Below are 23,953 nucleotides of genomic sequence, written 5' to 3' on the forward strand. Positions count from 1 at the left end.
ACAATGTCCCTGCGAATCGTCGGCGATACCAATATCGACTTTCTCGGCAAGCGCCGGGCCGCCTACGTCGGTGCGATTCTGGTCGTCCTATTGGGTCTGGTCGCCGTGGGCATACTCATGACCGGAGGCGGCAATCTCAGCATCCAGTTTGTGGGTGGAAGCCAAGTTGAGGGGCATTTTGCCCAGGCGGTTGACATCTCAGAGATTCGCGAAGCGTTGAGTTCCGCCGGTCTGGGGGATGCAGAGATCGTCCATCTCCAGGGGCGGCGGCAGGAACACTCGTTCCTCATTCGGTTCAAGGCAGGACAGTTGGAGACCACTCAGCGTGCGCAGCATGTGCTGGCGGCACTGGCCCAGTTTTTTCCCGACAATGCTTTTACAAGGGAGTACGTTCACGATGTGGGCCCGGCCGTGGGCGCCACCCTCAAGCAGGACACGTTCAAGGCGATTGCAATCTCCCTGATTGGAATCTTGATCTATGTGGCGATCCGCTTTGACCTGCGATTTGGTCTGACGGCAACGCTCGCGACGTTTCACGATGTGATGGCGGTGATGGCTTTCACCTATCTGATTGGTATGCAGATCGATATCCTTGTGGTCTCAGCCATTCTGACCGTCGCCGGGTATTCCTTGACGGACAAAGTCGTCGTGTACGATCGCATCCGTGAAAACCTCCGCAAGTTTCAGCGCAAGAGCGACTTTCTGCCGGGGGTCAATCGGTCGATCAACGAGGTCCTGTCACGCACCATCATGACCGGGATGGCGACACTCTCGGTGCTTGTCGTGATGTTGTTCTTTGCCGGGCCGGTCCTCTTCGATTTTAGCCTTGTTCTGCTGACCGGGATTCTCGTCGGCACATATTCCTCCTGTTTTGTGGCGGCGCCCATCTATGTCGACTGGGAAAACCGGCGCCCCAAGCGTTTCAAAGCATAGTCCTCAGGATTTCTGCCGCGCATCGCCAGGGCTCCGTACTGGCGGTGCCAACGGTTTGCACCGATATTCTGTGCATGACGTATAACAGTTCCGAGCGGGGGAGACGATCATGAAACGCATGCTGTTTGGCACTCTATCGGGCCTGATCCTGTTGATCGCAGCGTCCTCGGACGCGCTGGCGCAACAGTTCGACGGCCCTGGTATCTACAATGTCGATTCGTTGCTGGAAGCCCACCCGCTGGCGAAGGATCAGCCGTCGCGATCCGACGAGATCGGATACGATTCGCTTTCGAGTGTCCATCTGATCCAGGTCCGCGACGCTGTGCCGCGTCATCATCACGCGCACCACGATGAAAACGTGATGATCGTACGCGGCGCCGGACAAATGGAGTTGGGCGGGGTCAGGCAACGCGTCAAAGCCGGTGATGTCATTCACATTCCACGCGGGACGCCGCATGCATTCCACAGTCTCGGCTCTGTCCCGGCCGTGGCCATCGTCGTTTACGCTCCCGGATTCGATCCGAAAGATCGCATACCCCATCCCGATTCGGAGTAGGCCCCGGCGCTCATCTATGATGAATTCGATTCGGATACGGCGGTTGATCAGCATCTTTAGAACAGGATGCGTCTGCGTTCTACTTAACGTGGCCGCCCACACGGCCCAGGCACAGACTCGCGCGCCAGCCCTTCCGGACGCTCAGAAACCGGCCAACCCATCGACATTCACCGTTGCCCGCATGCACTACCAGGGGGGTGGAGACTGGTACTGGGGCGGGTCGGCGATTCCAAACCTGCTGGATTTCATATCCGAGAACACATCCGTTCCGGTCAACATCGAAGAAGTGCGCGTTCGGCCGTCGGAGGACAAGCTGTTTTACTTCCCGTTCGTGTTCGCGACCGGCCACGGCAACATTCGCTTTTCCGACGATGAGATCACGCGGATGCGCCGGTATCTCACCGGCGGCGGGTTTTGGCTCATCAATGATTCTTACGGGATGGACCCGTCCGTCCGACGCGAACTCAAACGCATATTCCCCGACCGCGAATTGGTCGAGTTGCCTTATTCACACGAAATCTACCAGGCACCATATCGCTTCGCATCCGGACCCCCGAAGATTCACGAGCACGACGGCAAGCAGCCACGTGGCTATGCCATCCTCGATGGCGACCGAGTCTGCGTGTTTTATGTGGTGGAATCCGATATCGGCGATGGCTGGGAAGACCCGCATGTCCACGAAGACCCTCCTGACAAGCGTCTGGCTGCCCTTCAGATGGGGACCAACATCGCCATCTACGCCCTGACGCATTAGGGCATCGTAACACATTGTCCGACAATCAGATGGTCCCGGCCATCGGCCCGGCAGCGGGTCGACCGCACCGAAATGGCTCACCCGTCGGTGATTTCCATCACTCGAAAACAATCCCTTCTCAGCGGATTGGTGAAATGTGCGTACAATTCATGTGAACATTCGGTCCGACAGGGCCGTTTACCGCAATAGGATGACACCATCGACCCCGCAGTGAAACGAGGACCACGATGACACCGATGCCCAGCTTGGACACGCTCCGATCACGCATTCGCCGCATGCGCCGTACCGCGGTCACTATGGAATGGCTGACGCACATCAGTTGGATGGTGACCGTCACGGCCGCGGTGTTTGCCGCTGCCGCATTGACCGCAGCGATTGCGGTTCCGCCCTCTCCAGTTCGAGTCGGTGTCGTGTCGCTGTTGGGTCTGGCGCTGCTTCTGATCCTCGCGCTGGCTCTGGCCAAGGCAACGATCTGGTCTCCGCGCGATCAACGTCTTGCGCTGGCGGTGGAACGACGGTATCCCGAACTGCGAAATCGTTTGATCGCGTCTTTGCAGTTGGCCGATCGTGCCCGCTCGAACCCAGAGGGGTACTCTCTGGAATTGGTCGATTTGACCATCCGCCATGCCACTATGATGTCGGAGGCGCTCGATTTCTCGGCAGCGATAGACCGTGCCCGCGCCAAAAGTGCCGCCCGCTTTGCCGGAATTGCGCTGGGGGCCGTTCTGATGCTGGGCATTCTGTTTCCGGGATTGGCACGTCGTTCGTGGGAGGCCTACTCCTCGCCGTTGGCCGACTACTCTCCGGCGATACCATATTCCCTGACGGTCACTCCCGGGACGACCGAAGCCGTCAAGTTCGATGACTTTATCGTCGAGGCGCGGCTCGACGGACTTCAGTTGCCGCGGCGGATTGAAGTGTTCGTGCGCTCCGAGGGGGGCGACTGGCGCGCCAGTGATCCGCAGGCGGCTGTCAGATCTGAGATCGCGCGGGCCGGTCTCCGGAATGAGTCACGCCTGTTTCGCTACATCGTCCCACAAGTCAAACGCGACTTTCAATACTATGTTATAGCCGGCGATCTGACATCGCCGACCTACGAGGTCGTCGCGGTCGACCGTCCGCGCAACACGTCGCTGCGACTGGAGATCATACCGCCCGAATACACGGGGCTGCCGCCGACCGTCATCGACGCCAACGACGGCGCGGTGACTGCGCCCTTCGGCAGCACGGTCGATCTCGGCTTGGAAGCGAACCGTCGCCTGTCGGCGGCGTTGATGGTTTTTCCCGACGGTCAGCGTCATCCGCTGGACGTGCGCGGGCGCACGGCGCAAACGCGGTTTAACGTCGAGAAGAACACCTCATATCATCTCGAGCTGGCCGACGAATCGGGACGCACCAATCCGCACCCGATCGAATACGCCATCGCGGCGATCGTCGATCGTGAACCGTCGGTGGAAATCGTCTGGCCGGGGCACGATGCCGATCTGGACGACAACATGGCCGTCGACCTGAAGATCATCGCCCGCGACGACTACGGATTCTCCGGTCTCACCCTGCACACCCAGTGGATTTCGGAGGGGCGTGAACGCGCGGTCCGCGCGTATGACATCCCCGAGAGCCGCGTGCACGCCGAACGCATCGAGCGCGCCTACTTCTGGGATATGGCGGGCTGGGGTTTGATGCCCGATGATATCGTGCACTATTTCGTCGAGGTTACCGACAACGACCGTCTCACCGGGCCCAAGACTGCCCGCAGCAAGACCTACTCGGTGCGCCTGCCGTCACTTGATGAGATGATGACCGAGTTTGAAGAGAGCTGGGATGAGAATCTCTCGGCGATGGACCGGGTCTTGTCGGGTGAACGCGAGATGGCGCAGCAGATCGAAAAGCTCAGCCGCGAACTCGCGACCGATCAATCGATGGAGTGGGAGCAGCAGCGCAACCTGCAGGATTTGGGCGCGCGCGCCTCCGATCTGGAAAAGCAGCTCGACGACATCACCGCGGAAGTGAAACAGCAGGTCGACGATGCCGCCGAGCGCAAGCTCGTATCGATGGAGATGCTCGCCAAGATGTTGGAAGCGCAGCGTCTTTTTGAAGAGGTCGCCACCGACGAGATGCGCGAGGCGCAGCGCAAGCTGCAGGAAGCGCTCGCGTCGATGGATCCCAAGGACATGGAACGCGCGCTGGCCGACATGCAGATCAGTCAGGAAGAGATGCTGGCGCGGCTGGAACGGACGATCGAATACCTCAAGCGCTTGAAGGCCGAGCAGACAGTCGACTCGTTCGTGAAGCGGATGGAGCAAATGCTCCAGCAGCAGGAATCGCTCAACGAGCAGGCATCATCGACCGAATCCGGGCAGCTTCCCGATTTGGCACCGATGCAGGAGAAGCTGAAATCGCAGTTCGATGCACTCGCAGCCGAGATGGCGGCATCGGAGGAAGCGCTCAATGAGGCGGGACTGGCACCCCCATACGAGATTTCGCAAATGTGCCAGTCGGCGAGCCAGAGCGATGCGCCACAGCACATGCAGAAAACCGCCCAGAACATGCAGCAGAAAGATTCCAAAGGCAGCGAGCAGAGCGGGCAGCAGGCGGCCGCTTCGTTGAGCGAGTTGCTCCAGAAGATGAAGGAAATGCAGAGCAAGATGAATCAGGATCAATTCGCGGAAACCGCCAGGCAGTTGCGCAATGCGCTCGATCAGGTGCTCTACCTGTCCGACAAACAGGAGAGCATGATGGCCGACGCGGAGCAGCTTGATCCGACTTCGCTCTCGCTGCGGGAATTGGCCGCCGAACAGGAAGCGCTGCGTCAGGCGACCCAGCACGTGGCGCGGCAGATGGATGAGATTTCCAAGAGCTCAAGCTGCCTGTCCAACAATGCCGGTCAGGGTTTGCAGAAGGCGATGGGCCAGATGCAGCAGGCGGCGCAGGCGTTGACCGAACGGCAGGGTCCGATTGCCACGCGCGGCCAGCATGAGTCGCTCTTTGATCTAAATCAAGTGGCGCAGGAACTGGTCAACGGGATGGAGAAAAACAATCAACAATGCAACAACCCCGGGCAGTGCAACAATCCCGGCGGCCAGGGCGCCTCGATGGCCCAGATGGAAGGACTGTCGCAACAGCAGGGGCGTCTCAATCAGCAGATGCCGATGCCCGGAGGACAAGGTTCCGGCGGCATGAGCGAGGGCGAACGCGAATTGCTCAAACGGCTCAAGGGGGAGCAGGAAGCGATCCAGCGTGGAGTCGAGGACCTCAATTCGCAGATCGGCGAAGACGAGAGCCAACTCGGACGGCTCGACAAGCTGGCCGAAGAGATGCAAAAAGTCGTCGAAGATATGGAGAACAACGAAGTCTCCGAGGCCACGCGCGACCGTCAGCGCCGCATCTACGCCCGCATGCTCGACTTCCAGCACGCGCTGCAGCAACAGGATTTCAAGGATGAACGGAAGGCCCGTCAGGCGCTGGGCAACTACCGCATGGTCGCTCCCGGCTCACTCGACGCCACCCGCGGCCTCACCGACGAGGAATACGAGCGCCTGCTGACCCGCTATCAGGAAGAGGGCTATCCACCCGAGTACGAGCAGACGATCAAGCAGTACTTCCGCGCGTTGGTTGAAAAACGCGGGAATTGAACGTGTGGATTAGCCGTCAATGAACTGGCGAGCCTTTTTTCGCACGCGTGCCAGCATCTTGGATATAGGCGAGTGATTACTGTAACCAAGCTCCTTCGCGATATCGCCGAGCTTCGTTACACCATTTCTGAGGCAAACGACTACGCGTCTCTCCTTTGGGTTCAGTAGCACAAGAAAATCCTGCCAGAGAAGATTCTCGTGAACTTCGGATTGGGGCCCGTGGACCGGGATTGTGTCGTCAAGTTGAACGAATGTAGGCCTGATCTTCGACCGTTTGCAGTAGAGCTTTCGTTCGAAATCCTCTCGAGCGTATGACCACTTAGCCGAGAAGTCGTCAACAAGCCGATTGCACTTGACAGCATCCAATATAGCCCGCAGGTTCCCCTTCCCGTCTGCCAATTCCACCAATTCACGAAGCACTTCGCGCGCTTCAGCTTCACCGCTCCAAACATTGCCGCCATAGTAGTCCCGCTCAAGGCTGAGTCCTTCGGGCAGAGACGAGTTCACCTTGTACAGAATCCCAGCTTGCTCTTGGCTGACGACTGGTAGTCTGCCCAGTCCGTCGATTCTCCGTGCGATGACCTCATTGAGATACGGCAACCAGAAGTCTATGTTATGCGCCAAAATTCGGATGGGATCCGACTCCGCATAGGCGGAAAGATGGGATTGGCTATTCAGTAGCGGCCACACGATGCGCGCGAACGCCCGTGAAACGCGCTCGTCAAGGTCTCGCGGTAACAGTTGTTCCTGGTCGAACAAGAAGGCGAATGGCCAAGTCCCTTCCCGGAATAGCGGCAGGCCAGCTCGCTTGAGCTCTTGAAGAGGAAGCAGGTGGTAGGCGGGTATGTGCGCGAGGTAGTTGTGCCATGTGCCCTGTGGCAGGAATTGCAAGTCTTTATCAGCCGCTTGCCTGAGCCATCGGAATCGCCGTGAACGGTGCATTCGATACACGCCTCTCGAATACAGATTGTGCCTGAATCTGCCAGCGTTCCAATCTAAATTCCAATTGATGATGAAAACCTCATCGCGGACGGTTTTCACAGGTACATAGACCATCTCGGGCAGTGTTCTCTCACGCTCGCGAAATGCAAATTCTCTGTAAGGCGGGCTCATATAGAATAGGGCCGGGAACCGCTCCGGGCGCGATTCATCCGCGGTCGCAACCCCACTCAGTAACAAATCGTCAGGCATCTCGCTCATGCAGCTCCCTCCCGTCCATTGTCATCAGATTCTCTTCCTAACACACGACATTTCTAGATGGATTTGTTCCGCTTCGATCATCAATCTGCAAGTTACTGGCTAGGAGTGTTTTGACTGGCCACACGTTTTGATATAACTTGGAGGCCGTGCGAATTGATCGTAGGTTATCTGTCAAGACGTGATTGCTCCTAACGCCATCGAACGGCACGGCCTCTCACCGGAAGAATTCGAGAAGATCAAGCTCATCCTCGGGCGCGAGCCGACCTACACCGAGCTCGGTGTCTTCTCGGTCATGTGGTCGGAGCACTGTTCCTATAAGAACTCCATTCTGCTCTTGAAGACTCTCCCGCGGGAGGGCGATTGCATGCTCGCCAAGGCGGGTGAAGAAAACGCCGGCGTGGTCGATTGGGGCGATGGGCTGGCCATCGTCTTTAAGATCGAATCGCACAATCATCCTTCGGCGGTGGAGCCGTACCAAGGCGCCGCAACCGGCGTCGGCGGCATTCTGCGCGACATCTTCACCATGGGCGCTCGTCCAATTGCCGCGCTCGATTCGCTGCGCTTTGGTGATCCGACCAATCCGCGTGTGCGTTATCTGGTCGATGGCGTCGTGCGCGGGGTCGGCGACTACGGCAACTGCTTCGGCGTGCCCACGGTCGGTGGCGAGACTGTATTTGAAGACTCGTACACCGGCAACCCGCTGGTCAATGCCATGGCCATCGGCATCGTGCACACCGACAAGATCGCGCGCGCAGCGGCAGCGGTCGTCGGCGCGCCCGTGTTCATCGTCGGGTCCAAGACCGGCCGCGACGGCATCCACGGCGCGACATTCGCATCTGAAGAATTGTCCGACAAATCCGAGTCGCGCCGCCCCTCGGTGCAGATCGGCGACGCGTTCACCGAGAAGCTGCTATTGGAAGCCACACTGGAAATGATCGATCAGGATTCACTGGTCGGCATCCAGGACATGGGCGCCGCCGGGATTACATGCTCCTGCGCCGAGACCGCCTTTCGCGGCGGACAGGGCATTCACATCGACACGGCGCGCGTGCCGGTGCGCGAAGACGGCATGACGCCATACGAAATCCTGCTGTCGGAATCGCAGGAACGCATGCTGGTGATCGTCAAACCGGGATGCGAAAACAAAGTCGGCGCGATTTTCGCCAAGTGGGGGCTCGATGCCGCGCCGATCGGAACTGTCATTTCAGGCGGACGATTCATCGTCGATCACGATGGCCGACGTGAAGTCGACATCCCGGCCGACGCGCTCTCATTGGGAGGAGGGACTCCGCAGTACAAGCGTGAGGAGAAACGTCCGGCGTACCTCGACGAAAAAGCACGCTTCGATGTCAAAGCTCTGCCGGTCCCGGAACACTTGGGCGATGTTTTCAAACAGATGCTGGCGTCGCCGAATCTCTGCGACAAAACCTGGGTGCACCAGCAGTACGACAGCAGCGTCCGCACCAACACCGTCTTCGGACCGGGAATGGATGCCGCGGTGCTGCGCATTCGTCGCACAAACACCGCGCTGGCGGCAGTGACCGATTGCAACGGGCGCTATTGCCACTTAAATCCGCGCGCGGGCGCCATGATCGCGGTCGCGGAGGCGGCGCGCAATCTCGTCTGCGTTGGCGCGAAGCCGTTGGCGGTGACCAACTGCCTGAACTTCGGCAATCCGTATAAGCCAGAGATGTACTATCAATTTGCCGAGTGTGTGCGTGGCATGGGCGAGGCGTGCCGCGCGTTCGGCACGCCGGTGACCGGTGGCAATGTCAGCTTCTACAACGAAGACCAGCACCGCGCGGTCTACCCGACACCGACCATCGGCATGATCGGCAGGATCGAAGACTTACGTTTTGTTACACCCGGCGTGTTTCAGCACAGCGGCGACAAGATCGCTTTGGTCGGTGAAACACGGGACGAATTGGGCGCCAGTGAGTATCTCAAAACGATTCACGGCACGATTGCCGGTATGGTGCCCGCACTCGACCTGGATTTGGAGAAGCGCGCGCAGTCGTTTGTCATGCGCGCCATCCGCGAGGGATTGGTGAAATCAGCGCATGATTGTTCCGACGGTGGGTTGGCGGTTGCACTGTTCGAATGCTGCATCGGGGCCGAAGAACAATTGTTCGGACTCGATGTTACGAGTCCCGGCACGAGTTTGCGTCCCGATGCGATCTTGTTCTCGGAAAGTCAGTCTCGCATCGTGCTCTCGTGTGCGCCGAAGCATGCCGATGCGCTCGCGCGTCTCGCTGCATCGGAGAGCGTGCCGTTCCAAGTTATCGGGAATGTCACCGACACCGATCGATTTGTGATGCGGCCGTTGCTGGATGAATCGATGACCGAGCTGCGCGCAATTCATCGCGACACATTGCCGCGATTGATGGACGATGTCCGCATCGCGGCGGCGTGAAAGACCAATTGCATGGGAACAACTGCTACGAAGGCTGCTCTGACGTCAACTGCCCCGTCCGGCTACACACCCATCCGCTCGCCGCGCGGAACGCAGCGCACCTGCAAGGGCTGGATTCAGGAAGCAGCATTGCGGATGCTCTGCAACAATCTCGATCCCGACGTCGCCGAGATTCCCGAGCAACTGATCGTCTATGGCGGATCGGGCAAGGCCGCGCGCAACTGGGATTGTTTTCATCGTATAGTCGCATCGCTCAAAGAACTCGACAACGATGAGACATTGCTCGTGCAGTCGGGCAAGCCGGTCGGCGTCTTCACGACCCACGAGGGCGCGCCACGCGTGCTGATCGCCAATTCCAATCTCGTCGGGCAGTGGGCCAATTGGGAAGAGTTCCGACGGCTCGACGCGCTTGGGCTGATGATGTATGGCCAGATGACCGCCGGGTCGTGGATTTACATCGGGACGCAGGGAATCCTGCAGGGCACTTACGAAACTCTGGCCGCGGTCGCGCAGCAGCACTTCGGCGGCACACTCGCCGGACGCTGGGTGTTGACCGGCGGCATGGGTGGCATGGGCGGAGCGCAGCCGTTAGCGGTGACATTCAACGGCGGAGTCGCGCTGGTGGTCGAGGTCGATCCATCGCGCATCGACCGCCGTCTGGCGACCGCCTATTGCGACCGCAAGACCGAATCGCTCGATGAAGCATTGCAGTGGATCAAAGAAGCGACCGACGCCCGACGACCGCAGTCCATCGGTTTAGTCGGCAATTGCGCTGATGTGCTGCCCGACCTGCTCAAACGCGGAGCGATTCCCGATATCGTCACCGATCAGACATCGGCGCACGACGAACTCGCCGGATATGTCCCCAACGGCATGACACTCGCTGCCACGCTCGCGTTGCGCCAATCCAATCCCGCCGACTACATCAAGCGCTCGCTGGCGGCAATGGCCGTGCATTGCGAAGCAATTGTCGCGATGCAGAAGGCAGGCGCGATCGCCTTCGACTACGGCAACAATCTGCGCGGTCAGGCGAAGAAAGCGGGCTTCGCCGATGCCTTCGCCTATCCCGGATTCATTCCCGCCTACATTCGTCCGCTGTTCTGCGAAGGACGCGGCCCGTTCCGTTGGGCGGCGCTCTCCGGCGATCCGGCTGACATCGCCGTGACCGACCAAGTCGTCCTGCGCGAGTTCGCCGACAACGAACCATTGTGCCGCTGGATACGCTTGGCCGCCGAGCGCGTGACGTTTCAGGGTCTGCCGGCGCGCATCTGCTGGCTCGGCTACGGCGAACGCGACCGTTTCGGGCTAATCATCAACGACCTGATCGCCAAGGGCAAAATATCCGCGCCGGTCGTGATCGGCCGCGACCATCTCGACTGCGGCTCGGTCGCCTCGCCCTATCGCGAGACCGAAGCGATGAAAGACACCTCCGATGCGGTCGCCGACTGGCCGTTGCTCAACGGCCTGCTCAATGCCGTCTCCGGCGCGGGCTGGGTCTCGATCCATCATGGCGGCGGAGTCGGCATGGGGCTGTCGATCCACGCGGGGATGGTCGTGGTCGCCGACGGCACCGCAGATGCCGCTGGACGTCTCAAGCGCGTCCTCACCAACGATCCCGGCACCGGCATCATGCGCCACGCCGACGCGGGCTACGACGCGGCAATTGAGTTTGCCAACAAGCATGGGATGAAGCTGCCGGGGGTGAGCAACTTCGAACCGCCGGGGGTGACGAGGTGACAAGAAAACTCGCCACAAAGATGGCGGAGCGACTGAAAGTGTGGCGGGCACATAAGTCTGGGTTATCTTACGAGCGCCCAGCGCGCGATGAGACTCTCCCACAGCCAGCTGTGGGACACCGTTGGGAGGATTGGCCCAGTGGATGAGGAATGAAAAGCGCTTCCACAAATCAGATAGGGACAGCGAATGATGGCAATTCCCCAACTGACAGTCGAACAGATAAATACTATTATTCCTTCAGCTTCCGCTATTCAAGAAGTCGACCGGGGCGGACAAAAGATCGTTTTTTCGGGTATCATTGATGGCCGGAAGTATGCGCTCAAGTTTATGGCTCCCAACCCATCGCAAGCGGGCGGGCAAACTAGTGAATTCTTGGACGACGTAGCTTCGCGAGCTCAGCGTGAGGTAGAAACCATGCAGCAATGTTCCACGCCTCACTTGGTCGGCATGGGACCAATTGGCCTGAGTATAACATCCATTGCGGGCGAGCCAATCATCTACTTCAGCGAAGAATTTGTGGAGGGACAGAATCTGCGGTCATGCCTTGAAGACACCGGTGTTTTCTCTGTTGCAGATTTGGTCCGCCTCGCCACCCATATGGCAGAAGCAATCAAGGCAATCTGGCAATTCTCCAAGATACATCGAGACATCAAGCCGGGGAACATCATGCGGCGAAATGATAATGGCTACTTTGTCCTACTCGATATGGGACTGGTTTTCGATTTACAGGACGAATCGCTATCACTCTCTCCGGTTGGCACTCCGCTATATTTCTCTCCCGAGCAAATGGACTTCAATAATCGAAGAACCATCATGAGTTTTCGTTCTGATCTCTTTTCGCTCGGAACTGTCATGTATGAGATGGCAACAGGAACCCACCCTTTCACTCAAGACGCGAAGACAACATGGGAAGTCTTGGGTAATATTGCCAATGTAGCACCTCAATCTCCTAGCGTATTGCGACCGGATTTTCCAGAAAGACTCAGCGACATTATCTTGCGGCTTCTCGCCAAACGGCCTGCCTTGCGGTACCGCAGCATCGAGTTGTTCCAAAGAGCGCTTCGGGAAGTCGAAACCGAAGGGGGCGTACAATGAGCATATTGGCACAATGCGGATATGGGCGGGGCGACAAAATTGAGCAAGGTTTGGATGACGGCGCTATTCACGGCGTCATTATGAGTCCTCGGGACGAGAGGCGCGAGCGGCTGGAACAAGATATCAAGAGTTGGCGTAGCAGGTATCCAAGCGCCTTGGTAATGTTCGATCCACAGTTCTATGCCGCCAATCTGAACAATCCTCGCAATGGGCATCTCAGCGAATACGACTATTACAACAAAAACAGTGGATTGAGACGGACACATTTTTCAGGAACGCGCATTCAAGGCTATGTAAGGGAATGCCTTGATTATCAACAGGAGACATTTGGAAGCAATTTGGCTTACTTGCTTTCCCCGACGATACTCTTCGATGCCTTTCGGGATTCCTGGAGCCAGATTGCCTTGAATATGGCTGTAGAGTCTGCGGACTGCCACGCAAATCTTGATACCCCTCAACCTTTACTCATTTCTCTTGTAATATCGGAGACAGCATTTCAGGCGATGGATCCCCTCGAAGAGTTTCTCGACGCTCTTACGGAAATAGACGCACAAGGCTTCTATATCATCATCCGCAGTAACTCAGCATCAGTTCAGAACGCCATGGAATCCGCGCCATTTGGCCGATTCATGTACTTCTGCCATGTCCTAACGACTATCAACGAATACAACGTCATCGTCGGATACAGCGATTGGCACAGCTTTCTGCTTGAAACGGCAGGCGTGACACACACCGCAACGGGTTGGTATCAGAATCTTCACCAGTTTTCGCTAACTCGATTTCAGCCTTCATCCGGCGGACGGCGTCCTCGGAAGCGCTATTCGTCCGCGCCATTGTTGTCGAGTCCGCTAATCAACCCCGAATTGCAGGACATCTACTTGGCAAGGCTTCTGCCGCGTGTTCTCAGTGGATCGGCCCGTGATACCTCTCTCAAGAATGGTCCCGCCGCCGGCGAAGCAAACTGGACAGATGAGATTTCATGCTTGGCCCATTGGCATAGCTTGAACGACTTGTCTCAACGTCTGTCCGCTCTTCCAACCCAACCCGAGCGTATTCAGGAAGCCGAACGTCTCATGCAGAATGCGTTGACGTTATATGCCCACCTTGGAAGCCAAGGTGTCTCTTTTGATCCGTCGACTGGACCGGACCATATCCGAGAGTGGCAGTATTCACTTCAAGAGTTTCGCGGGTTGGCAGGTCTATAATGGGAGAACCCAGACGCATTTCCAGTTCACCATTCGGCTACTCCGAAGAGGATATGGCGAAAGCCTTTCAGAGCGTCCTTTCGGAGAATGGACTTCCCGAGGTTGGCGTTTTCAGCGTAATCTGTCCCGAGATTCTCTGCCGCCAAGGGCGGCCCGATTTCATTGCCTTGCGCTACATCTCCGCTTCGGGAAAACGCGAACACAGGAAGGTTCCCGGACTTGTTGGTCCGGCAATTCTCCAAAGCCTCAAACCAAGAGCTCCACGAACACTCGAATTTCTTGTCTCAAGACTGAAATTCAGTCGTGATTCCGTTCGGAAATCATTGCGGCAATTGATCGAGAGAGAATACGTCGAGCAGTTAGAAGGAGGCGCGTATCGCCTTGCCGACATGAGTGATTACCAAACGCCTGAGATTTGGACGTTTGAACTCAAGCTCAACAACCCCAAAAGGGCCGTCTTCCAAGCTCAGCAGAGTCGGACTTACGCCGAGAGAGCGATTATCGTGGTTCCGCCGGGTCAGGAGAAGAATTACAGACGGTTTGAAGCGACCATGCGACGCTGGCACATCGGTTTGGCAACCTTCGACCCACTGACACGAGCCTTTCGTTTTGTGAGGAAAGGGCGGAGAGCCCGAGCACTTTCCCCATCGCATCAACTTTATACGTTATCGCAGCTGAGTGCAGGCCATCTTGCCACTTACGGGGTCTCATTCTAGTGACACCAGATTTACATCGCCGCCGGGCACCCGCTAGCTAAAGGAGTCTTGTGTGCACGCTACTTGTGGTGAGTGAAGCCGAACCAGATTTGTGGCGGACAGATTCGGCACCGCTCATAGCAATCCCCGCATCTCCTCCGCCACCCTCCGCGTAATCTCCGGCGCGTTGCCGCCGGCGCGGTTGTTGACCACGGTCACCACGGGGATTTCGAGTTGTCGGCCCGATTTGATGATGAAAGCCGCGTCGCGGTACATCTGTTCGAATTCGTCTTTGAGTTTGTCGAAGGGGTGATAGCGGGCGTAGGTCTCATCGTACCCCATGCGCAAGGGCGTCAGGAGTCGGGTGATTCCCAGCGATGGGTTGGTGAAGCCGCCGACCTGCTCCCATTGGGTCTTGAGGTCCGGCAGCCAGGTCCAGTGGCTGAAAACATTGCCGATCCCGTGCTGATGCAGGTAAATGAAATAGTCTTCAGTCTTGAGCCGGTCGGTCCGTTCCTCGATGTGGTAGCGGTCATCGGCAGGAACAGAGCCGAAGAAGCGTTGCAGACGGGTGATGTTTTCCTCCGGGCTGGGGCAGTCGTCCTTGCGCTGGTAACCTTTTTCGAAACTGAAGGCACGGATGCGGCTGCCCAGCACGGATATTGCCGGCTCGTAGAAGCGCTCGACAAACTTCTCGGCATTGAGATAGTCGGGGTTGTCTTCGACAGCGCGCCTGCCGCCGTCGGATCGCCAGCGCTTGGTGGCGCAGATTGCCTCGGGGACCTTGAGGATGACCATGGCGTCCGCAGGCAGCCACTGGGCGTATTCGGCCAGGGGCGCATAGTTGCGGGTCGGCTGGCCCTCGGCGTCTAAAAGGTATGCGTAAAATGTAAAATCGATCTCCAGCGCCGAGTAATGCTGGAAGTACTCGACAACCGAGCGGACCGGGAGCTTTTCCTCGGCGAAGTCCACGCCCTTGATCGACCGTTTGGACCGTTTGATCTTGTAGTCACGATCCTCGGTGTAGATTTGCCCGATCCATCCGGCGTAGCGGTCGCTGGCGGTCGCGAAGTGGACACCGGGAGCGAGGTCACGGAATTGGTAGCGGGTGGCGGGCATCTTGGGCACAGTCAGTTCGTCAGCAATATAACCTCAAACGTGCGCGCCATGCGTCCCTCATGCTGCACTGAAGTCGACCCCCGCAAACGGGATCTTCGATGAGGACGCCTGGCATGCACCGAGTCGCACATCGAGGCGCGATGCGGTCAGCCCAAGGGCTGACCGGCACAGTTTGTGCAGGGAATGTGTCTCGCATGGAATCCCAAAGCCAGGCGGGGACGCCTGGCATACACGTTGAGTCTCACATCGAGGCGCGATGCGGTCAGCCCAAGGGCTGACCGGCACAGTTCGTGCAGGGAATGCGTCTCGCATGGCATCCCAAACCAGCCCCCACAAACGGGATCTTCGACGAGGACGCCTGGCATGCACGTTGAGTTCTTACTGCGTGCCTCCCACCGTCTTCGGTGCGGGTCAGCCCTTGGGCTGACCCGGTCAGGCGATGGCGCCTCCCACATTCTTCTGTATCTTCCGCTCCGATTCTCCGTTTCAGTGTACCAAGATACGGTTCGGCATCCGCTGAATCGACGAGAAGTTCCATGCGTCCATCCGCCGCACAGCCACGCCGACTGCCGCGCGACCGGCAGCGCCCGCGCGTCGAGCATAAGAACCCGTTCGGGGACAACAACGCCCGCGCGGTGGCTTTCGATCTGGCCGAGAAGGCATACAACATGACGGTGCCGTTCGACCAGATCTGGGATTCGCATCCGGGACTGGTGGCGCTGCCCAAACGCGAACGCGCGTTGGCGATTCACCTATCGGCGGGCGTGTTGCGATTCAAGCGGCGGCTTGACCGCATCGGGATGCAGTTGACCGACGGCAAGTTCGACGGGCTGCACGAACGGGTCCGCTGGGTGCTGCGGCTGGGCTTGTTCCAGGTGATCGATTGCGACCGCATCCCGCCGCATGCAGCGGTTTCGACCGCGGTCGATGCCGCGCGCATCGCCTCGCACACCGGCATCGCCGGAATGGTCAATGCCGTGCTGCGGCGAGCGGCCCGCGAACGTGATGCGCTGAAAGCGACAGTCGCCGATCCGACACTCTCGGTCGGCGAACGGTTGTCGCTTCCCGATTGGATCGCTGACATCATGGTCAGGCGGTATCCGGAAGCGCGGGTCGAGCAAATCGACCGTTGGATCAACTCACCGCCGAATTACTACTTCCGCGTGGCCGCCTCGCGCGCAGACCAGGGACTGGCGCAACTGATGGATTTGATCGAGAGAGACGATCTGGGCGTGGCGCGGCAACATCCCGATTTCCCGGCGTACGTCTCCGTCAGCACCGCGGCGTTGGTCTCCGACTCTCCGTTGTTTGCCGAGCCGCTGGGATGGGTTCAGAATCCGGCCGCCGAACTGGTCATTCGGCTGCTTGATCCGCAACCAGGCGAAACGGTGATTGATCTGTTCGCCGCGCCCGGCGGCAAGTCGATGCTGATTGCCGAACAGGTCGGACCGGATGGCCAGGTTTTCGCCGTCGATAAGAGTGAACTGCGGCTGCAGCGGCTTGTTGAGAATAAGGTGCGATTGGGATTCGAGAACATCCTGCCGATTGTCGGCGATGCCTCGGCATTGGGTGATCGCGCCGCGCCACGCGTCTTGGCCGATGTGCCATGCTCGGCATTCGGCACGCTCGCCAAGAATCCCGAGGTGCGCTGGACCAAATCGGCCGACGACATCACACGGTTGGCACGGTCACAGCGATTGTGGCTGATCGCCGCGTCGCGGCATGTCGCGCACGGGGGTGTGCTGGTGTATGCCACCTGCACCCTGCCCCGGCAGGAAAACGAAGATGTTGTCAATGCCTTCCTGATCGATCATTCTGACTTCGTGCGCGACGATATCCCCGACTCGATCCCGCGCAAGTATGTCAGCGGCGATGGGATTGTCATGACGACGCCGCCGGTCGACGGGCTTGATGGGGTGTTTGCCGCGCGGCTTCGACGCAAAGAGTAGACACGTTGTCAGCAAACGTCTTCAAAAACACATGGTCGCACAGGTGGGTGCGTCTGCCTGTGAAATTCCTCGTCGCGCCGCTTCTGGTCATCGTCGGCTTGGTCGTACTCATGGACATCGTGGTGATGCCGGCGGTCACGCGTCACGGCCGGGAGTTTCCCGCGCCGAATTTGGTCGGCCGGTCGATCGAGACTGTGCGGCCCTCGCTCGATTCGGTCGGTGCGCTGCTGGAGATCGCCGAACAGCGGCATTCTCCCGACCACGCCGAAGGCACAATCATCGAGCAGCGGCCCGCCGCAGGACGGCCGATCAAGGGCGGACGCACACTCAAAGTCGTCGTGTCTCGCGGCTCGGAATTGTTGGATGTGCCTCGGCTGCGCGGTTTTTCGGTGCGCCAGGCCGAGTTGATCCTGGGCGAAGCAGGATTCGCCATCGGCGGACGCGCCCCTGCACAGGATCCCGATGTCCCGGTCGGCACGGTTGCGGGCACCATCCCCAGCGCCGGCGCCCGCCTGCCGCGTGAATCGGTCGTCAATCTCCTGGTCAACGAGTCGGAGCCGGAGTGGGCGTGGTGTCCCAATCTCGTCGGCAAAAACATCGAGGAAGCGCGCACGATTCTGCGCGAACGCGGTCTGATGCTGGGGCGAGTCGAACGTCAGCTCGACAGCCGCCTGTTGCCCGGAACCGTCGTTTCCCAATCGATCTCTCCCGGGGGTGAAGTCCGTGTCGGGACCGAGATCGGCCTGGTCATCTCCCGCGACAGGTAGTCCTGAATGCCAAGCCGTTGATATGTCGATGCTTAGACATAAACCCCAGACAACCAACCCTCGTCTCACCCGGTCGAGGCGTATCACGCGGGAATTGTAATTCTCGCAGCGATCCGGTAAATTGGCTGTTTGCGCCGCACGTATCGAACAAGCGGCTAAAGATTTCGTGACTTGGGCGGGTGCGACCGTTGGCCCGCCAGCCCGTGTGTAAAGCAATGTTTTCTGAACTGACAGAACGCCTTGAAGGCGTGATCAAGAATCTGCGCGGACAGGGGAAGATTTCCGAGTCCAACGTTCGCGACACGCTGAAAGACGTGCGTCGCGCGCTGCTGGAAGCGGATGTCAATTACAAAGTGGTAAAGGAATTCTTAGACGAGGTGCAATCCGAAAGTCTTGGCGAAAACGTACTGCGGTCGGTCACGCCGGGACAGCAGATCGTCAAGATCATCCACGACAAGCTCGTCGGCTTGCTCGGCGGACAGCATCGTCCAGTACGCTTTGAAAAATCGTCGGCGCTGACAATCTGGATGCTGATCGGATTGCAGGGTTCCGGCAAGACAACGACCTGCGCCAAACTCGCGTCGCAGTTTCGCAAAGCGGGACGCCGCCCGCATCTGGTCGCGTGCGACCTGGCGCGCCCGGCCGCGGTCGAGCAATTGCAAAGTTTGGGACGCGAATTGGGCATTCCGGTGCACACCGGATCCGGATCGCCGATTGCTGTCGCGCAGGACAGTCTCAGGGCCGCAACCGATGCCCATGGAGATCTGGTCATCGTCGATACGGCCGGACGGCTGCATGTCGATGACACATTGATGAATGAGGTCGCCGAGCTGAAATCGGCCATTATGCCGACCGAATGTTTCTATGTCGCCGATGCGATGACCGGGCAGGACGCAGTCACATCGGCGTCGGAGTTTGCCAGGCGAGTCGGAATCGATGGCGTGATTCTCACCAAGGCCGATGGCGATGCACGGGGCGGCGCGGCATTGTCAGTCGTCGGAGTGACCGGCGCTCCGATCCTGTTTGTCGGTGTGGGCGAGAAGACCGCCGACCTCGAGCCGTTTCACCCCGACCGCATGGCCTCGCGCATTCTCGGGATGGGCGATGTGGTCGGTCTGGTCGAGAAAGTCCAGAACGCGGTCGATCAGCATCAGGCGGCGAAGTGGGAAGACAAGCTGCGCCGTGCCGAGTTTGATTTCGAAGACTTTCTTGAGCAATTGCGCCAGTTGCGCAAGATGGGATCAATGGAATCGCTGTTGGGAATGATCCCCGGCGTGGGCAAACAACTCAAAGGGCTGTCGATCGACGAGGGTGCACAGAATCGCGCCGAGGCCATCGTGCTGTCGATGACCCCCGATGAACGTCGTCGCCCGGAGATCATCAATGGATCGCGCCGACAGCGCATCGCGCGCGGCAGCGGCAACTCGATTCAGGATGTCAACCGATTGCTCAAACAGTTTTCCATGATGCAGAAGATGATGAAGAACATGCAGAAGCCCGGACGGCGCGGGAAGTTTGCCTTTCCCGCGATGCCGTCGGGCATGAGACCGGGAGCTTAATGATGACAATGCGTTTCATACACACGGGAGGTTTTCCTTGTCGGTAAAGATTCGTTTGCGTCGCGGCGGCCGTCGCAACCGCCCGATGTACCGCGTGGTCGCGGCCGATTCGCGAGCACCGCGCGATGGCCGGTTTCTCGACACGCTGGGTTTCTACAATCCGCTGGACAAACCGGCGAAGTTCAATGTCGATGTCGAGCGCACGCTGCATTGGCTCAGGCAGGGCGCGCAGCCCAGCGACACGGTGCGCACGCTCTTTAAGCGCATCGGCATGGCCGAGATCTGGAAGCTGGCACAAGATAATCAGGACTACTCCGGCGTGACACTGCGCGATGCCATCGACGAGAAAGCGCAAAAGGCCAAATCCCGCGCCCGCGCGCGCATGAAGGAAGCCGACGAAAAGTCGGCTGCGCCGGCGGCTCCCGCGGCGTCCCCGGCCGCAGCAGAGAAGGCAGAATCATAGTGCGTAGCCGCTTCATGGAGCGAGTGGTCATGTCGGAACGGGTGGCATTGGGACGTATCGGTAAGGCGCATGGGCTGCAAGGCGCGTTTCGCGTGTGGCCGTATGCCGACGACACCGCACGCTTTGCGCGGCTGGAGAAAGTCGTGCTGACCAATGGGCCGCGCTCGGTTAACGCCAGAGTATGCTCTGTGCAGGCGGCGGGCGGTTTTGTCATCATGCGCACCGATGCGATCATCACGCCCGAGGATGTGCGCGCCTGGCTCGGCGGCGATCTGGAGATCGACGAAACCGACCGCATCGAGCCCGAAGCGGGGCGGTATTTCCACGATCAACTCATCGGCCTGACGGTCGTGACGGTCTCCGGCGAGACGGTCGGGACCATCGCAGCGATCCTGGATATGCCGGCCAACGATGTTTATGTCTGCTGCGACGGCGACCGGGAGTACCTGATTCCCGCGGTCGATGAGTTCGTCAGAATGATCGATCCGGCGGCGGGACGAATGGTGATTGCGCCGATCACGGGAATGATCGGAGAGACGGAATGATGCGCATCGACGTCGTTACCGTGTTTCCCGGGATGTTTTCCGGTTATGTCGCCGAGTCGATGATGGCCCGCGCCTCCCAACAGCAGGTTCTGTCGATTACGCTACACGATCTGCGCGACTTCACCGACGATTCGCACCGCGTGGTCGACGACACACCCTTCGGCGGCGGCGGCGGCATGGTGCTCAAGCCCGAACCGATCGCACGAGCGGTCGAATCGATCAGCGCCTCCCGCAATGGGAGCAACCCCATCGTCTGTATTATCCCGACTCCGCGCGCGCCGTTGTTCACTCAATCCGACGCGAACGAGTTGGCCCAGTCGGGGCAACTGATCTTTGTCTGCGGGCACTATACCGGCATCGACGAGCGCGTCTTCGAACATTTGAATGCCCGCCGCTACTCAATCGGCGACTATGTTCTCACCGGCGGCGAACTGCCGGTGATGGTGATGATCGACGCCATCGCCCGTCGGCTGCCCGGATTCCTCGGCAACGACGAATCGGCCGTCGGCGATTCTCATGTCCGCGCCGATGGGGGGCTGGGCTTTCCCCAGTACACACGCCCCGCCGTCTGGCGCGACCGCGCCGTACCTGAGGTGCTCATCTCGGGGCATCATGCCCATGTCTCTGATTGGCGCGCGCAGCAGGCACGCGAGGCGACACAGCGTTTTCGGCCGGATCTGGTCAACGACAACAAGACAGCTCCGGCTCTTCGCACATAGATTCGAGCACGAGCAAACCGGACGATTGTACACGAGGTGACACGACGATGGCAACCGTTGATCTGAAGACACTGGGAATCCCGAAGGGCGCACAAGCCCCGGCGGATTTTGCGCCCGGCGATACCGTCCGGGTCCACAAAAAAATCACCGAAGGCGACAAGGAACGAATCCAGATATTTCAGGGCACGGTGGTGCAGAAACGCGGCTCCGGGACCGGCGCAACTTTTACCGTCCGCAAGATGTCGTCGGGCATCGGCGTCGAACAGATCTTCCCGCTGTTTTCGCCGAATGTTACCAAGGTGGAAGTGCTGCGCAAGGGACGGGTCCGTCGCGCGAAGCTCTTCTATCTGCGCGATCTGAAGGGACGCTCCGCGCGCGTCAAAGAGCTGCGCGACGACCAGGTCACCGAGTAGCATTCCGCGCGGCTGAGGGGATCGGCCACCGCATGCACACAGCCGGCACAGCGCGCGATGATCGCTGGGCGTACGAGCGGTCATACTGGTTGCGCGGCCTGCGCCACGTGGCCGGCGTCGACGAAGTCGGGCGCGGCCCGCTGGCCGGGCCCGTCGTTGCGGTGGCAGTCATCCTGCCTGCCGACTTTGACGATCCCGGCATTTCCGATTCCAAGCTGCTGACGCCCGAACGGCGGCAGGATCTCTTTCCGATCATTTCCCGTGCCGCCTTGGCGTGGAGCGTTGGCGTGGCCGACGTTGATGAGATCGACCGCATCAACATCCTGCGCGCGTCGCTGCTGGCGATGCGCCGCGCGCTCGACGATTTGCTGGTCACCGCCGAGGCGGTGCTCGTCGACGGCAGACAATTGATCCCCGACCTGTCACTGCCGCAGCAGGCGATCATCACCGGCGACCGTCAGAGTCCGTCGATCGGCGCCGCGTCGATTCTGGCCAAGGAAATCCGCGATCGCATGATGGAAGAGTACGACGACAAATACCCCGGCTACGGATTCGCGCAGCACAAAGGGTACGCCACGGCGCAGCACACGGCGGCGCTCGAACGGCTCGGCCCGACTCCGCTGCACCGTCGCAGCTTCGCGCCGCTGCGCCTGTGGCAGCAGGGGCGGCTTGTTTTGGACGAATCATGATTCGGCCGCTCTTGCCGGGGTGAAGCGGGATTGGAAGATCTGTTGTCATGCTGAGCCCTGCGGGCGAAGCATCTGCTGTTGTCCGTAGCTCGATGGCAGATTCCTCGTCGCGCTCCACGTGAGGCAGTGCGCTCCTCAGAATGACTACTCAAGCGAATCGCCCGATGCGACGCAGCAGCACCGCCGCAGGCAAACGCGGCGAACAGATCGCGGAGCGCTACCTGACCGATCACGGATACACGATCATCGCTCGCAACTGGCGGGGAAAGAGGTCGCGTCACGAAATCGATCTGATTGCCCGCGACGGTGAGACGCTGGTCTTCGTCGAAGTCAAATCGGCCCGCACGCGCGCCTTCGGCGACCCGGCAACATGGATCGGCCCGCGCAAGCAGCGCGCGATCATCGCCGCCGCGCGCGACTATTTATCTCAGATTCCGGCTGATTCCGGCTCAGTCCGCTTCGACGCCATCCTGATCGAACCTGCCGGCGCTGATGGACAGCGCGCGGTGCGACATGTGAAAGCGGCGTTTGTGGAGGAGGAGGAGGACTCAGCAAAAGAAATGTAGTTTTCGGAGTCCGCGCAATGGAGCAATGTGCCGTTCGATGCGGACTTGGTATTGGCTACGTGCGGTTATCATGTGCCCGCTTGAGAATCTCGGCTACCAGTTCATGGTGTTTCTCGAGATCGAGTCTTGTGAGTCGGATGCGGTACTTCCCCCACTTCTTGTTATAGGGCATAAGATCGAGTCCCGTGTCCTCAAGTTGCCTGTCGGTGCCCTCTGACCGAGGGAGCCGGGCTTCTACCTGGAGAAACTCTCTCTTCGGTCTAAACACGACAAAATTATCAGGCGTGCCGTTCTTCGCTAGGCCGATGTAATACTTATTGTACTTGAGTTCCAGTTTAGGATCCCATTGCCGGAGTACAGCGAGCAATTGATCCGTCATTTCAAGGGTATTCCTGCTTGCGCGGGATTCCCAGTATCCGCGGTCCGCCGGTTCTTGGGCGCCATCATCCTCATCGATGAATCCGCGACTCAGTTCCTCTAGTACGGTTGTGAACACGAGCGCTACTTGGTCATCAAGTCGCAAAGCGTACAGCTGAATTGCAATGAGGGGAATCGAGCCATTGAACAGTCCGATCACATTGAGGAAACGTGATGTAATGTCTTCCGCCACAATTACGGCACAATGATCATACTGCGGGTATCGCTTTCGTTCGATGTCCCAGTATTCGATAGTCCGGACTATATGGCTCTCGTCAGTTTGACCCAATTGAACTTCAACCTCGTAGCGTCGATCTGCATCAACGTCGTGGAGCAATAGGTCCAGACGTCCGGCTCGGGGCTGAATCCGTTCCTTGTCCTTAAGAACCAGATCTCCTAAGCCCAGAATTGAGGGATCCTCTGCTATTCGCGCTTGGATCCACTTCTCATTGAGTTCGGGGTGTTCCCTGAGCCAAACTCTCTCGTGTCTTGCATAGTTGACGGCTTGATCCATCCTTGCAGTCCAG

Annotated in this window: 21 protein-coding genes; 18 read left to right on the top strand and 3 right to left on the bottom strand. The window is 59.1% G+C overall.

Translation table 11 applies throughout. The features are described 5' to 3' along the window. Positions 1–3: 3 nt before the first annotated feature. From secF to VGB22_02715, 4 genes are all read left to right on the top strand, one after another. A complete protein-coding gene (gene secF / locus VGB22_02700) occupies positions 4–933 on the top strand; it encodes a protein translocase subunit SecF (GenBank protein ID HEX9750188.1) in 930 nt (309 codons plus the stop codon). A 109-nt stretch (positions 934–1,042) separates the two neighbouring features. Then, a complete protein-coding gene (locus tag VGB22_02705) occupies positions 1,043–1,489 on the top strand; it encodes a cupin domain-containing protein (protein HEX9750189.1) in 447 nt (148 codons plus the stop codon). A gap of 181 nt (positions 1,490–1,670) precedes the next feature. Further along, a complete protein-coding gene (locus VGB22_02710) occupies positions 1,671–2,243 on the top strand; it encodes a DUF4159 domain-containing protein (protein ID HEX9750190.1) in 573 nt (190 codons plus the stop codon). 227 nt (positions 2,244–2,470) lie between these two features. Then, a complete protein-coding gene (locus tag VGB22_02715) occupies positions 2,471–5,875 on the top strand; it encodes a DUF4175 family protein (GenBank protein ID HEX9750191.1) in 3,405 nt (1,134 codons plus the stop codon). Between the two features lie 9 nt (positions 5,876–5,884). On the opposite strand, the gene VGB22_02720 is transcribed toward VGB22_02715, so the two are convergent. Next, complete coding sequence (locus VGB22_02720; GenBank protein HEX9750192.1) at positions 5,885–7,075, bottom strand: sigma-70 family RNA polymerase sigma factor; 1,191 nt, start codon at positions 7,073–7,075, stop codon at positions 5,885–5,887. Between the two features lie 178 nt (positions 7,076–7,253). Between VGB22_02720 and purL the strand changes: the two genes are divergently transcribed. From purL to VGB22_02745, 5 genes are all read left to right on the top strand, one after another. After that, on the top strand, positions 7,254–9,488 hold the full coding sequence (gene purL, locus VGB22_02725; protein HEX9750193.1) for a phosphoribosylformylglycinamidine synthase subunit PurL: 2,235 nt from the start codon (positions 7,254–7,256) through the stop codon (positions 9,486–9,488). A 12-nt stretch (positions 9,489–9,500) separates the two neighbouring features. Further along, positions 9,501–11,225, top strand: a complete 1,725-nt coding sequence (hutU, locus tag VGB22_02730) for a urocanate hydratase (GenBank protein HEX9750194.1) — start codon at positions 9,501–9,503, stop codon at positions 11,223–11,225. Positions 11,226–11,411: 186 nt separating this feature from the next. After that, positions 11,412–12,320, top strand: coding sequence for a serine/threonine-protein kinase (locus tag VGB22_02735; protein ID HEX9750195.1), 909 nt, complete (start codon positions 11,412–11,414; stop codon positions 12,318–12,320). After that, positions 12,317–13,525 carry a hypothetical protein gene (locus tag VGB22_02740; GenBank protein ID HEX9750196.1) on the top strand — a complete coding sequence of 403 codons (1,209 nt, stop codon included), beginning with the start codon at positions 12,317–12,319 and terminating at the stop codon, positions 13,523–13,525. Before VGB22_02735 ends, VGB22_02740 begins: the two co-directional genes overlap by 4 nt. Before the next feature lie 53 nt (positions 13,526–13,578). Further along, complete coding sequence (locus VGB22_02745; protein HEX9750197.1) at positions 13,579–14,241, top strand: hypothetical protein; 663 nt, start codon at positions 13,579–13,581, stop codon at positions 14,239–14,241. A gap of 114 nt (positions 14,242–14,355) precedes the next feature. Here VGB22_02745 and VGB22_02750 read toward each other — a convergent pair whose 3' ends face one another. After that, positions 14,356–15,339, bottom strand: coding sequence for a DUF72 domain-containing protein (locus VGB22_02750; GenBank protein ID HEX9750198.1), 984 nt, complete (start codon positions 15,337–15,339; stop codon positions 14,356–14,358). Positions 15,340–15,875: 536 nt separating this feature from the next. On the opposite strand from VGB22_02750, the gene rsmB reads away from it, so the two are divergent. The 9 genes from rsmB to VGB22_02795 all read left to right on the top strand — a co-directional run bounded on the left by rsmB (position 15,876) and on the right by VGB22_02795 (position 23,009). Continuing rightward, complete coding sequence (rsmB, locus tag VGB22_02755) at positions 15,876–17,288, top strand: 16S rRNA (cytosine(967)-C(5))-methyltransferase RsmB (GenBank protein ID HEX9750199.1); 1,413 nt, start codon at positions 15,876–15,878, stop codon at positions 17,286–17,288. Positions 17,289–17,347: 59 nt separating this feature from the next. Beyond that, positions 17,348–18,055, top strand: a complete 708-nt coding sequence (locus VGB22_02760; GenBank protein HEX9750200.1) for a PASTA domain-containing protein — start codon at positions 17,348–17,350, stop codon at positions 18,053–18,055. A 215-nt stretch (positions 18,056–18,270) separates the two neighbouring features. Then, positions 18,271–19,614 (top strand): signal recognition particle protein, encoded by a 1,344-nt coding sequence (ffh, locus tag VGB22_02765; protein ID HEX9750201.1) that lies wholly within the window; start codon positions 18,271–18,273, stop codon positions 19,612–19,614. 37 nt (positions 19,615–19,651) lie between these two features. Continuing rightward, positions 19,652–20,077, top strand: coding sequence for a 30S ribosomal protein S16 (gene rpsP, locus VGB22_02770; GenBank protein ID HEX9750202.1), 426 nt, complete (start codon positions 19,652–19,654; stop codon positions 20,075–20,077). Between the two features lie 29 nt (positions 20,078–20,106). Beyond that, complete coding sequence (gene rimM, locus VGB22_02775; GenBank protein ID HEX9750203.1) at positions 20,107–20,622, top strand: ribosome maturation factor RimM; 516 nt, start codon at positions 20,107–20,109, stop codon at positions 20,620–20,622. Then, positions 20,619–21,341, top strand: coding sequence for a tRNA (guanosine(37)-N1)-methyltransferase TrmD (gene trmD, locus VGB22_02780; protein ID HEX9750204.1), 723 nt, complete (start codon positions 20,619–20,621; stop codon positions 21,339–21,341). The genes rimM and trmD overlap by 4 nt, the downstream gene beginning before the upstream one ends. A 47-nt stretch (positions 21,342–21,388) precedes the next feature. Then, positions 21,389–21,754 (top strand): 50S ribosomal protein L19, encoded by a 366-nt coding sequence (rplS, locus tag VGB22_02785; protein ID HEX9750205.1) that lies wholly within the window; start codon positions 21,389–21,391, stop codon positions 21,752–21,754. 32 nt (positions 21,755–21,786) lie between these two features. Beyond that, positions 21,787–22,443, top strand: a complete 657-nt coding sequence (locus tag VGB22_02790; protein ID HEX9750206.1) for a ribonuclease HII — start codon at positions 21,787–21,789, stop codon at positions 22,441–22,443. A 164-nt stretch (positions 22,444–22,607) separates the two neighbouring features. Then, a complete protein-coding gene (locus tag VGB22_02795) occupies positions 22,608–23,009 on the top strand; it encodes a YraN family protein (protein HEX9750207.1) in 402 nt (133 codons plus the stop codon). A gap of 55 nt (positions 23,010–23,064) precedes the next feature. On the opposite strand, the gene VGB22_02800 is transcribed toward VGB22_02795, so the two are convergent. Then, positions 23,065–23,940 (bottom strand): hypothetical protein, encoded by an 876-nt coding sequence (locus tag VGB22_02800; protein HEX9750208.1) that lies wholly within the window; start codon positions 23,938–23,940, stop codon positions 23,065–23,067. Between the last annotated feature and the right edge of the window lie 13 nt (positions 23,941–23,953).

The organism is Candidatus Zixiibacteriota bacterium (assembly GCA_036397555.1).
In the GTDB taxonomy this organism is placed as follows: domain Bacteria; phylum Zixibacteria; class MSB-5A5; order WJJR01; family WJJR01; genus DATKYL01.